Source organism: Microcoleus sp. BM001215392, assembly GCF_036700185.1.
Classification (GTDB): domain Bacteria; phylum Cyanobacteriota; class Cyanobacteriia; order Cyanobacteriales; family Microcoleaceae; genus Microcoleus.
On the sequence record NZ_JAUBOJ010000209.1, the window covers coordinates 1 to 12,632 of the forward strand.

The following is a 12,632-nucleotide window of genomic DNA, read 5'->3' on the forward strand; positions in this document are numbered from 1 at the left end:
CCCCCTAGCCCCCCCTTGTCAAGGGGGGGAGCAAGATTTGATTCAAAATCCGCCAGAATGGGTTGAGAAAATAGTGCGCTTGAAGATTGTGGAGAATTGGGAATCTCAGGATGTTCCCGAACATTTGTCCACAATTCGCGATCGGCTTTTTCGAGAAAACCAGCGGATTGTTAGAAGACTCGGATTGTACCAGCAAATTTTACAGCAAGTTGAAACACTCCCCGATGGTAGTGCGGAACAAATGGAATTGCGATTGAGCGGATTAATCGTCAAGCGCCGGGAAAAACTTACAATTTCTAATCCGATTTATCAAGCTGTATTTAACGAAGAGTTAATTGCCCAAAAATTAGAAAAACTATCGCCTTACTCGGAAGCGATCAAAGTCTGGCTGAATTCTAACTCTCAAGATGATTCGCAACTGTTGCGAGGGGAAGATTTGCAGTCAGCATTGGTTTGGGCGGCAGATAAAAGTTTGAGAAACGAAGATTTTCAGTTTTTGACAGCCAGCCAAAAACAGATTTTGAGCGACCAAAATCAACTGCTGCATTCCGCTACACTAGAAACCAAAAAAGCGGCGCGCGATGCCGAAATAGCTTTGAGTGAAGCTGGCGCAGCCAAGCGCAAAGCCAAACAGTGGATAGGGATCGGCTCGGCGGTACTGGCCGGATCGTTGATTGGGGCGATCGGCTTTTCAACTCTCGCTTACCAGCGGTTCAAACTAGCACAAGCAAGTATTGAAATCGAACAAAATGGCAGCGATGCTTTACTGTTGGCGGTATCTCAAAAAAACCAGAACAGCGAAGCTTTATCGGAAGCTTTGCTGAGGGCGATCGCCTCGGGTAAAAAGTTAAGAACCTTAGTTGAAAACAAACAACATCTCGAACAATATCCGGCAACTCGACCGCTGTTAGCCTTACAAATTATTCTCGACAAAATTAGCAAAAAACAGCAGATAAAAGCACCATCAATTCCACCAAGAAAGATGAATTGGCAAGCTCATACAGGTGCTGTTACCAGCATCTGTCTTAGCCCTGACGGTAAAATTTTGGCAACCGCAGGAATAGACGATCGAGTGAGAATTTGGAACTTTTACGGGCAGAAAGTTGCTGAATGGAAAGCTTTACAGCAGTCAGTAAATATGGTAAACTTTAGCCCAGATGGTAAATTTTTAGCTACTGCCGGAAGCGATAACACAGTTAAGTTTTGGAATTTGTCAGGAAAAAATATTTCTCAGTTGAAAGGAATTGAAGGATCTGTTAACAGTATTAGTTTTAGTCCGAAAGAAAAGTTATTTGCAGCAGCAGGAATAGACAGCAATTCGGCAATTTGGGATTTGTCAAAACCATCAAAATTAATCTCATCTAGCCTGAAGCTTCCCGGTCACAATGGTTTAGTGAGAAGCGTTAATTTTAGCCCCAATGGCGATTTTTTGACGACGTTAGACGGCAAATCTACAGTGCGAATTTGGAATTTGTCGGGACAACTAGAAAAAACGCTGTCAGTGCAGGCAATTGGGATTAGTTTTAGTCCAGCTCAACAGCAGTATCGCTTTGCTACAGTAACATTTAATGGAAAAGTCGGGCTGTGGAATCTGTCAACCAAAGAATTAGTTAGTGAATTTGAAACCTTGCATTTGGATGCGAAATTAATTAGTTTTAGTCCCGACGGAGAAAGGCTTGCTACTGTGGGAATTGATAAGACTGTGCGGCTGTGGAACTTAGCAGGGCGCCCGGTTGCTCAATTTACGTTTGAGGAGAATGTTGTTAGTGTCGGTTGGAGTGGAGATGGAAAGCAAATTGCTGTAGCTGGAAGCAATGGTACTGTCTGGTTGAGACAGGTTGAAGGGTTGGAAGAGTTGCTGAAGCAAAGCTGTGATTTTCTTAGCAGTCAACCGGAGTATTTGAGAAGGGTTTCCACTATCTGCAAGTAGTAAGAAAAGCATGGGAAATACGCACGCGGTAATGTCGTTTCCCTATCCGTGGACTTTTTTTATCCTGGTTTGTAGGGTGTGTGCGGTGCGGATCTATGAGATTGTCGCTCTTTTTTGGGGATAATCGATGTATCCGCACCCTACAAATACTATCAACTGTCAACTGTCAACTGTCAACTGTCAACTGTCAACTGTCAACTGTTTAATTTACCTTAACAGGCGAAACACTTACATTAGGATTTTTGACTCTTCTTAATAGTTCTTGTCTGGCTTGTTCGGGATTTTGCCCTTTGGGAACTTGATATAATAATCTACAGGAACCGTCTTGAGGATTTGCTGCACAAATAATGAGTTGACCGCTGGAAGATGCACCTGCTGTGACTATATTGTCCCAGCTTCCTTGGGGTTGTGAGTTGTTAAGAATTCCTGAAACTCGGGTGCAGCGAGTAATGGCATCTTCTCCTGATTCATTGAAATAGTTATCGGCTACCCACAGAATAACGGGAATATTTTTGCCTTGTTGGACAGCAATTGTGGCCGGCTTGCCGCCAGCAGCGCCGCAAAAAAATGACGCGGTTTGGGCCAAGGCGGGACTGTTTGCTATAATCGGAGCTGCCAAGGCAATAATTGACGCGCTAAAAGCTGACTTTAAAAGCCGAAATTTCATGGGCGGTAATAAGCTTTTTCATTTATGGTTACTAATACTCTAAAAAGTTAGACTGCTGCTTGCCGGGAAGATTAGGCATTTAGGGAAAAAAATAAAATTCATTCTGTAAATTTTTGCCGTTAGCGAAGCTTGCAGGAGACGATCGCCCGTACTGGCCTCATCTCGGTCTAAACTGAGGAAAAAATCCTCGCCCTACACACCAAGACAGAAAACAGATGCAGCCAAAAAGGGTGCAAGCCCGAAGGTATATAGGGTAAAGGTACAGTTTTTAGCCGTTTTTTGTTGAGCCTAGGCTTCAGTCCGCCCGCCCCGCTAAATTGGAACCTGTGTTAGCATCAATAAAAATATTCTCTTTAATAATCAACAATGGGCAATGTTCTGGTGCTGAATGCCTCCTACGAACCGCTCAACATCACCAATTGGCGAAGGGCGGTAATTTTGTTGCTGAAAGGGAAAGCAGAACAGGTAGAACACAACGGGAAATTTATTGCGCCAAACTTCCCGCTACCAACTGTGATCCGACTGCGGCATTACGTCCGAGTTCCCTACAAGGATATTCCGCTTACCCGCCGGAACATCTTGCACCGGGACGCGCACTCTTGTCAATACTGTGGCTATACTGGGGACGATTTGACCCTGGATCACGTGATTCCTCGATCGCGCGGCGGAGGCGACAGTTGGGAAAACCTGGCTACAGCCTGCGTGCGCTGCAATGTCCATAAAGGCAGCCGCACCCCGAAAGAAGCCGGAATGCTGCTGCGCTATCCGCCGAGGAAACCTCATAGCGGTCTTTATTTTGAAGTGACTAAACACGTTAAGAGCGGTATGCACAAAGAATGGCAAAAATATGTAATCGGCCTTTAAACCCCTGTCGCAAGCAAGCGCGGGGGTTTTTTGCGGAAGTTAGGAGTTGCAGGCGGTGCGCAGTCCTTGAACCCGATAGTCTGGAGTTAAATAGTTAAATATTTAAACACAGAATTTACGCTCTTAAATCGAATTTCCGCAAGTAATATTATTAGGTATGACACCGCCGCACCTAAAAATAAACTGGGTTTGACTGCTTTTGGCGCGCCACTCCTGACAGAATTAGATTGTGAATTTTTAACAATGAAAGAGCACCCCACTACCCATTCTGATGAAATATCTGGCAATCGCGAAGCTGAGGTTGACGCCATCCGCGAGGTTGTACCCGCAGCCAGCGCGCCGGGGAAACGGCGCAACAAAGTAGAAGTTGCTTTTGAAGAGCATCGCCCGAGCCTGCGGGAGGAATTGCACGATCGCAAAATCGAGCAATTGCGCCAAATGTTCGATCGGCACAGAGGCGATCGCCAGTTAATATTATTACAAGATTTTCCCGACCCCGACGCACTTGCGAGCGCTTGGGCTTACAAATTAATCGCCGAACAGTATGATATCCAATGCGATACGATCTACGCCGGCGCCCTCAGCCACCAAGAAAATATTGCCTTAGTTAAATTGACAGGTTTACCGTTGCAGCGCTGGACGCTGGAAACGACAAAAACGAAGGATTTGTCGGCGTATCAGGGCTGTGTTTTCATCGACAACCAAGGCACGACTTGTAACTTAACCGAGTTTATTTTAGGGGCGGGAGTTGCGATCGCAGCAGTGATCGACCACCACAATTTGCAAGGCGAAATGAACGCAGAATTTACGGATTTGCGCCCGGAAATCCGCGCTACAGCCACGATTTTGACCGAATATTTGCAGGCGGGACTGCTAACTCTCGACAGCAGTATCAGCCAGCACAGCAAGTGCGCTACAGCTTTGATGCACGGTTTGCGATCGGACACCAACGCCCTCAGACAAGCACAGGAGGAGGACTTTTTAGCTGCGGCTTATTTGAGCCGATTTTATGACCCGCAGTTGCTGAATGCGGTGTTGCAGTCCTCTCGTTCTAAATGGGTGATGGATGCGATCGAGCGATCGCTCAAACACCGCATCGTCCAGAACAATTTCTCGATCGCGGGCATTGGCTACCTCCGTTATGACGATCGAGATTCCATTCCGCAAGCAGCCGACTTTCTAGTAACAGAAGAGAACGTACATACAGCCGTTGTCTACGCCATTGTCCATGACAAAGACGAAGAAATCGAAGTAGTAATCGGCTCGCTGCGAACCAATAAACTTACTCTCGACCCCGACGAATTTATTAAAGAAGCCTTCGGCCAAGATGCTCAAGGACGCTTTTTTGGAGGCGGCAGAAGTCAAGCTGGAGGTTTTGAAATTCCGGTAGGATTTCTTTCCGGCGGCAATGAAAATAGCGATTATGCAAAGCATAAATGGGAAGTATTCGATTCTCAGATCAAGCATAAATTGCTGAATTTAATTAGTCCGAAAGACAATCCTATTTACGATAATTAAGTCTGGAGTTTGTAGGTGCGGTTTTTAAGCTGTTGGGATCTGAAATTGGATGTTGAAAAACAATTCCCCCTCTTGGGGAGTGTCCCGCCGGATCTAAATATACAATTTAAATGCGCGACAGCTTATGCCAGCAAGAGCATGGAAATACCGATCGCGCAGCCGAGAAGCTTCATTGAGCTGACAGTTGACTGGTTGAGGGCGACCTCTACGCTTAAGTCCGAGGATTGGAGCAATCAATAGTCTGATTTTAATTTCTCCCCAATCGGCGTTCGGGCTTTAAACCAATTGTTTCTGGTAAACCAGACGACAGCGCCAGATGTCAATTCAGTTGTACAATAGCCCGGAAATATCGATCGCGCCAAACTTCATCCATCGCGTGCGTAGGCGCAAGCCGGGGCGTAGCGATCGCACAGCTATCAAAAGAAGAACCACAGTGCATCTATACTTAATCCGTCACGGTATCGCAGCCGAACCAGAAGAATACGAAACAGACGAAGAACGCCCGCTGACTAAAGAGGGCGATCGAAAAACCCGAAAAGTCGCCCAACGGCTGTACGAGCTCGAAATTCTGTTCGATCTAATGCTTGCCAGCCCCCTACTGCGCGCCTCGCAAACCGCGCAAATCCTGCTGTCAGAGGGTCTGAGTTCCCAAATCGCAGCATCCGTCCCCCTCGCACCTTCAGGAGACATCGGGGACTGGCTGAAGTGGTACAAACAGTGGCAGGAAACAGGGAACCGCAGCTTGGCATTGGTGGGCCACCAACCAGATTTGGGCAATTGGGCTGAAACTTTGCTGTGGGGACGATCGCACGACACACTGATTCTCAAAAAAGCAGGTATCATCGGGTTAATTCTCCCCGAAACAGGCTCCCCAGTAGGTCGCAGCCAAATGTTCTGGCTGACTGGGCCCAAGTTTTTGCTCTGCTAGAAACGGTGAATCGCTGTATTAAACCCAGATTTTCGGGCGCATAAACCGGGTTTGAGGGGCTAAAGTATTTAGCGGTGCGATCGCGCGATCGGTTGCCAAACCAAGGTGATGAGCCTCAAGAGTGGCCCAGTCGCGATCGAATGATTCTTTGTCAAGACGGTGACACTCTCTTGCTTTCTGGTAATGTAATTTGATTAGAATCAACTCACACAATACGGTATCGCAATGGTCGTCGGCGAATTCAAACCAGGTTTAGAAGGTGTTCCCGCCACCTTGTCCAGTATTAGTTACGTAGACGGACAAAAAGGGGTGCTGGAATATCGCGGGATTAGCATCGAGGAACTAGCACTCAAAAGTTCCTTTGTGGAAACGTCATATTTATTAATCTGGGGCGTACTTCCAACCAAGGAAGAACTAGAAGCTTTCGAGCACGAAATTCGCTATCACCGCCGGATCAAATATCGCATCCGCGACATGATGAAATGCTTTCCCGAAAGAGGACATCCAATGGACGCCCTGCAAGCTTCAGCAGCGGCCTTGGGTTTGTTCTACTCGCGCCGAGCTCTGGCCAACCCAGCATACATTCGAGAAGCTGTAGTGCGGCTGCTAGCTAAGATTCCCACAATGGTAGCAGCGTTCCAGCAAATGCGGCGGGGAAATGACCCGGTGCGGCCTAGAGATGATTTGAACTACTCGGCTAACTTTCTGTATATGCTCAACGAGCAAGAACCCGATCCGCTGTTAGCTAATATTTTTGATGCTTGTCTGACTCTCCACGCAGAACATACCATCAATGCTTCTACATTTTCGGCAATGGTAACAGCTTCGACTCTGACAGATCCTTACGGGGTGATTGCTTCAGCAGTTGGTACTTTGGCTGGGCCGCTCCATGGGGGAGCGAATGAAGAAGTGATTGAGATGTTGGAGCAAATTGGTTCTGTAGAAAACGTGCGGCCTTTTGTGGAGAAGTGCGTTGAAAATAAGGACAAAATCATGGGTTTCGGACACCGAGTTTATAAGGTAAAAGATCCGAGAGCAACTATTCTTCAAGGTTTAGCGGAACAGTTGTTTGAAAACTTCGGCCGCGATGATTATTACGACATTGCTGTCAAGTTGGAAGAAGTGGTTGAGGAGAAATTGGGTCACAAAGGAATTTATGCTAATGTAGATTTCTATTCGGGTCTGGTTTATCGGAAAATGGGAATTCCGACAGATTTATTTACGCCAGTTTTTGCGATCGCCCGCGTTGCCGGTTGGTTGGCCCACTGGAAGGAACAGCTAGAGACAAACCGCATTTACCGCCCGACTCAAATCTATACGGGTACTCATGGCGAGCCTTATATTGCGATCGAGGAAAGACCCCCATCTTAACCTCAAAGCTGTAGCCGTAGGGTGCGTCGCCCTGCAAAAATCTGTCAATAAAAATCGACTTTTCGAGTAGCGATGCACCTTATCAAAATGTTGATTTTTTTCCTCATCTCTGGAAAAGAGCAGGTGCGTCGCCATGAGATTGTCGCTGTTGATGAAGGATTGTCGATGGCGACACACCCTAGGGCTTAACTATCCAAGCCAGTGAATTTTAGGTTGTAGAGATTCCTTTTACAAATGGTGCAGATTCTAAAAAACGTTCGGTACGCAGGAAAAATCTTCGTAAAAGTGTAAAGTGATATGTAAAATAGAGTTGTGGACATCCTATGGACATCCTTTTGATATTATGAAAACAGCAGCGCCAAAAATGAGTCTTGCGCCTGTGTTCTACACACTGGTTCAGGTGCAATTTAACCCAATTGCCCAAATCTCGGATTATGTTGCCCGTTTGCAGGAGCGCCTGCGCCGAACTGGGTTCCCCGACTTCCAAGCCGAAAATCAATTTGAACTCACAATTCGTCGGCTGGACGAGCAACAGCCTGATGTTAAGCCTCAGCAGCACGTGCGCTGGAGCTTTACGAATAGTGAACGGACTGAAGGCTATTTATTGCGATCCAATGCTTTGGTTTTTCACACTACTGCATACCATACATTTGAAAGTTTCTTAGAACGTACCATTTTCGGGTTAAATTTGGTTCACGAAATTGTAGAACTAGATTATGTAGAACGCATTGGACTCCGTTACCTTAATGCGGTTTTTCCAATAAACGATGAAACCATAGAACAATACCTGAACCCAGGTCTTTTGGGATTTTCAGCAAGCCTAGATGGTTGCCTAGTTCACAGCTTTACTGAGACAGTCACTGCTATCGAGAACGGCAATTTAGTTGCCAGAGCGGTAATTACTGATGGGGCTTTAGCTCTGTCACCTGATTTATTTCCCTTACAACTCGAACTACAACCCCAATTTACAGCAGTTAATGGTCGAAATACTGTACTAGATACTGACTATTTCGTCGTTAAACGAAATAGTTTTAATCTTATAGAAATTAAAAGCCAACTTTTGAAGTCACATGAAATCATCACTAATGCTTTTAAGGTTTCAGTAACTGACTACGCTAAAGAAAAATGGGCTTAAGAATATGAACACAACAATAAAACCCTATCACTCGTCTTTTGTTAAACCTACAAATACTCCTAGTTCTCACGACGCAGCTATCAAACTATTTACCCCACTATTAGTTTTAGCAGTAGGCACTGGTGGCATCAGGACTCCAAATAATACCGCTGAATTAAACAGATGGTTGTATGATCCGCGTATACATATCGAACCTACTAAGGCAAATCAGCTTGATACGAGATCCCCTGCTGAGAATGTTGCGAACATCCGTGATGTATTTGCTATAAATATGTCTGATCTAGCTTCTGTTCTTGGGGTCACTCGTCCTACTGTCTATGCCTGGCTGGCAGGACAAGAGCCAAAGGGAGAAGCAGTAATGCGTATTCAGAAATTGTCCCGCGTCGCCGACCAATTTAATCGAGCAAACATCATTCGTTTAGATAAGCTTGTGCATCGTCCGATTTTAAATGGACGTTCTTTGCTCGATATACTCAAGACAGATGAAGATCCTGTAGCAGATTTAGCCACTCTCAAGGCAATAGCCGATAAAGAAGCACAGACTCGCCGTGAACCTAAAGGCTCTGGCAAAAACCTGAGATCGCTCCACGATGTGTTGAGCGAGTCGTCTGTGGCTGTCTATGAGAGGAGTTAGTACAAGAATGCCTTGGTCTCGAAACACCAAATGGCGACAGGGTAGCGTACTTGCTCAGAAAGACTTTCAGGCGGTAGGTTTGACCGATGTACCTGATGCTGATCTGGCTATAGCAATATCCCACGATTGCGATATCGCCAATGACAATCTGGATGTTGAACCTGCTGTGGAATTCATTTTTGCTCGCATCTTAGAGCAGCACAATGGGAACTTCACTTACGGGAAAAATCCGCGCATTCTACATATAGATTACAAACATGATGGACAAATTGTTTGGATTGAACTAATCGCCTCAAAAAAGTTGATAAATAAAGATAGGCTTGACACTCTCCAGCCTGATGAGACTTATAAACTCAATACTGATTCTGGGCAGATTCTTCAGAGTTGGCTGGCTGCTAGATATCGTCGCCATGCTCTACCGAATAGCCTTGTTGATCGGCTTAGAGCCGTTTTTAAACACATTGACGATAAAGGTAAGAAAAATTCTGCTGGAATATTGTCTTTCCGTCTGTCTTATGATCCCGAAGATGAACTTCCTCCCGAAGAACCGTATGAACTCTCGATCAGCATTGTCTACATCATTGATCAGGCTGAATACTGTGAAATGGCTGTCAATATAGCAAGTAGCCTCAAGAAAGAATTTCCCAATCTTTTAGAAAAGACAAAGGATAGTGGAACAGTGGACTTACGCAAATGCGAAGCGGTCTCTGAAATGGAATTTACAGTTCGTGATATGCGTGACACAGTTGAGTACCATCTAGAACACTTAAGCTATCGTACTGAGCCTTCGGGACCAGTTATTTAAATAACGCTGTTCTACTTGGTTTTTAATGATGTGGATTAGTAGAATTAGTAAAAAAGAACCTATATTCCGCAGAGTTGCTTGTTTCCTCATGCCCTCTAATTCATCGACAATGAAGAGAGCATCTTCATTCCTGCCCTCTAAAATACAATTTCTCAGGTCTATTAATTCCTGTACCATTGCTTTTGGCCTCAATATTTATAGGAATTTCGTAAGGTGCGCAGTGCGCACCCTACCAGCCTCTATTCTTCAGTCTGCGTCGGCGGACTTCGCTTGTGTAGACGCGGTTTCAACCGCCGAGTCTACCGATTCCGCCCCAAATCTACACCGATTGAGTTACATGATGGCGGCTAGTCAGCTTATCCAATTGATTCACCAACAAACTCAGGAACAATCCCACATCGGTGACAACTCCCGTAGATTCGATCGACCCCCGATCGCTCAATTTCGTCACCACCGCCGGATTAATGTCCACACAGACCATCTTTACACCCGCCGGAGTCATATTTCCCACACCGATCGAATGCAGCATAGACGACAGCATTAACACCATATCCGCGCCCCGCAACAGCTCAGTATACTCTTCTTGAGCCTTAACCATATCCATTTGCGTGTCAGGAAGCGGCCCGTCATCGCGGATCGAACCAGCTAGCGAAAACGGTATATTGTGCTTCACGCACTCGTACATCACACCGCTAGTAATCACGCCTGCTTCCACGGTTTTAGCAATACTGCCATAACGGCGCACAGTGTTAATCATTTTCAAGTGGTGGCGGTGTCCGCCGCGCACAGCTACGCCGCGTTTCATGTCAACTCCCAAAGAAGTTCCCATGCTCGATTGTTCCATGTCGTGAACTGCGATCGCATTTCCACCTAACAATGCTTGTACGTAACCTTCGCGAATCAAATGCGCTAAATGTTCGCCACCGCCGGTGTGGATCACAACAGGCCCCGCCGTCACTACAACTTTACCGCCGCGATCGCGAATTTGGCGCAATTCCCACGCTACTTGTTCCACAACCAATTCTACCCGGCGCTCGCTAGAAACGCTACCGGACATAAAGCTAAATTCTTGAGAATTGCGCTGTTCCCGCGATTCTGTTTTGCGGATAGTGCGGATACCAACCACATCGACAACGACTTTTTCACCTATTTTTAAATCGCGCAACAATTTGCACGTAGCCACCGGGCCTTCTGCGGTTTGAGTAATCGCAACTGCACCGTCCATCCGCTGATTTCGCGCTTTCACCCACTGACCGTTTACCCGCACTTCTGTAGGATAAATTGTACTAACGTAAAAGTCGTCTGGGCCGACACCATCTTGCACGACATCTTCTAAAATAGCATCGCAAATCTCTTGCGGCGGCGGTACTGCACCCAAGTCAATCAGCAATCCCATGATTTCTTCCATCACATCGTGGGAAGGTGCCGAAACTTTCACATCTGCGGATGATGTGCTTTGGCGCTGTTCTCCTAAATTGAAATTGAGCACTTGGAAACTGCCGCCGTTTTCGATAATTAAGTCTAAAGCACGGCTGATTAAACCAGCATCGAGCAAGTGACCTGCCATGCGAATAGTGCGGCTTTCTACCATCACGTTTGCCGATCGATCTTCTTGCACAGGTTCATTCACCCGCAGCGTCAAACACTTACAGGCGCCGCCCGCTTTCAAAAATTCGCTCATCGGGGTTTCAATTACTTTGAAGCCCGCTTGAGTGATGCGCTTGTTTAAGCCTTCGCTCACCTTGTTCATTACCACAACTTTGTCAATATTGACAGCATTGCAAGCAAAATTAGCGGCATCTGCTTCTTCGATCGCAATCCGCTTTTCCGGCGCTACTCGCATTTCAATTAAGCGGTTCGAGTAAGAGTCAAATGCTGCGGGATAGTAGAGCAAATAGCCGCCTGTGAGCGGACAAAAACAGGTATCTAGGTGATAGAAACGTTCGTCTACTAAACGCAGCGATAGCACTTCAATATTCAGCCAGTTTGCTAGCAATGGGTGCGAGTCGAGTTCGGAACGGAAGCCGTATCCTGCCCACAACCAGCGTCCTTCGCGATCGAGCAAAGCATCGCCCGCACCCTCAAACGGCAAATCTTTGGGGAGTTCGTGCACGGTAAAACCTTTGCTTTCAAACCATGCTTTGAAATAGGGTTCTTCGCCTTGGCGTTCCTTGTGATAGAAGCGGCTGAGGACGAAGGTATTGCCTAAAAGTAAGCCTGCGTTGGCGGTGAACACCATATCCGGCCAGCCTTTTTCGGGCGGTACCAAGTCTACAACGGCGTTCTCTTTCAGGACGTGGTAGAGTTTCTCCCACTGTTCGACGGCGCGATCGCGCGATGATTTGTGTACGTTACCCTCCATCCAAGGGTTAATCACGTAATCTACATCGTAGTGGTCGGGAGCGCACATCAGGAAGCGAATTGAGTCAGTCATAATTCAGTTAAAATGTGGTAGATGCTACAGACGCAAGTTGAGATAGTATGTATGAAATCAACTCTTAAATTCACTCCCAAGAGAAAGAGTGCAACGTCTCGCAGCGAAAAAAGTAGCTTTCAATTATATCACAATTGGGATAAAATGAAACTAAACCGCAGGCGGTTTGCATGAGAGATCGGAGAAAATTTCAGATTTTGACATTATTTTCGGTCAATTAGCCTTCATAAAAGGTTCGATCGTTCGGACTTTAGTCCTCAGAAAGAAGGGGAGCATCTCTAGTTTTGGATTTATAGTGCGAGCGTCCTCGCTCGCGAGCTGTATAATACTCGCGAGCGAGGACGCT

11 protein-coding genes are annotated in these 12,632 nt (G+C 46.3%); 8 read left to right on the forward strand and 3 right to left on the reverse strand.

Annotated features, from left to right (window positions below):
* Positions 1 to 1,930: WD40 repeat domain-containing protein (locus QT974_RS20775; protein ID WP_333470318.1), on the forward strand; the 1,930-nt coding region annotated here is incomplete at its 5' end.
* Positions 1,931 to 2,132: 202 nt separating this feature from the next.
* On the opposite strand, the gene QT974_RS20780 is transcribed toward QT974_RS20775, so the two are convergent.
* Entirely contained in the window at positions 2,133 to 2,597 is a 465-nt protein-coding gene (locus QT974_RS20780; RefSeq protein ID WP_333470319.1) for a COP23 domain-containing protein, read from the reverse strand.
* Between the two features lie 366 nt (positions 2,598 to 2,963).
* On the opposite strand from QT974_RS20780, the gene QT974_RS20785 reads away from it, so the two are divergent.
* From QT974_RS20785 to sixA, 3 genes are all read left to right on the forward strand, one after another.
* Positions 2,964 to 3,461, forward strand: coding sequence for an HNH endonuclease (locus tag QT974_RS20785; protein ID WP_333470320.1), 498 nt, complete (start codon positions 2,964 to 2,966; stop codon positions 3,459 to 3,461).
* 243 nt (positions 3,462 to 3,704) lie between these two features.
* Entirely contained in the window at positions 3,705 to 4,979 is a 1,275-nt protein-coding gene (locus QT974_RS20790; protein ID WP_333470321.1) for a DHH family phosphoesterase, read from the forward strand.
* A 433-nt stretch (positions 4,980 to 5,412) separates the two neighbouring features.
* Positions 5,413 to 5,907 carry a phosphohistidine phosphatase SixA gene (gene sixA, locus QT974_RS20795; protein ID WP_333470328.1) on the forward strand — a complete coding sequence of 165 codons (495 nt, stop codon included), beginning with the start codon at positions 5,413 to 5,415 and terminating at the stop codon, positions 5,905 to 5,907.
* 18 nt (positions 5,908 to 5,925) lie between these two features.
* On the opposite strand, the gene QT974_RS20800 is transcribed toward sixA, so the two are convergent.
* Positions 5,926 to 6,111 (reverse strand): hypothetical protein, encoded by a 186-nt coding sequence (locus QT974_RS20800; protein ID WP_333470322.1) that lies wholly within the window; start codon positions 6,109 to 6,111, stop codon positions 5,926 to 5,928.
* A 21-nt stretch (positions 6,112 to 6,132) separates the two neighbouring features.
* On the opposite strand from QT974_RS20800, the gene QT974_RS20805 reads away from it, so the two are divergent.
* The 4 genes from QT974_RS20805 (at position 6,133) to QT974_RS20820 (ending at position 9,852) form a co-directional block, all read left to right on the forward strand.
* Positions 6,133 to 7,278, forward strand: a complete 1,146-nt coding sequence (locus QT974_RS20805) for a citrate synthase (protein WP_333470323.1) — start codon at positions 6,133 to 6,135, stop codon at positions 7,276 to 7,278.
* A gap of 343 nt (positions 7,279 to 7,621) precedes the next feature.
* Positions 7,622 to 8,413, forward strand: a complete 792-nt coding sequence (locus QT974_RS20810; protein WP_333470324.1) for a TIGR04255 family protein — start codon at positions 7,622 to 7,624, stop codon at positions 8,411 to 8,413.
* A gap of 4 nt (positions 8,414 to 8,417) precedes the next feature.
* Positions 8,418 to 9,047: a hypothetical protein gene (locus QT974_RS20815; RefSeq protein WP_333470325.1), complete on the forward strand. Its 630-nt coding sequence runs from the start codon at positions 8,418 to 8,420 to the stop codon at positions 9,045 to 9,047.
* A gap of 7 nt (positions 9,048 to 9,054) precedes the next feature.
* Positions 9,055 to 9,852, forward strand: coding sequence for a hypothetical protein (locus tag QT974_RS20820; RefSeq protein ID WP_333470326.1), 798 nt, complete (start codon positions 9,055 to 9,057; stop codon positions 9,850 to 9,852).
* A 319-nt stretch (positions 9,853 to 10,171) separates the two neighbouring features.
* Here the strand turns inward: QT974_RS20820 and argZ are convergent, their stop codons facing one another.
* Entirely contained in the window at positions 10,172 to 12,286 is a 2,115-nt protein-coding gene (gene argZ, locus QT974_RS20830) for a bifunctional arginine dihydrolase/ornithine cyclodeaminase (RefSeq protein ID WP_333470327.1), read from the reverse strand.
* Positions 12,287 to 12,632: the final 346 nt, after the last annotated feature.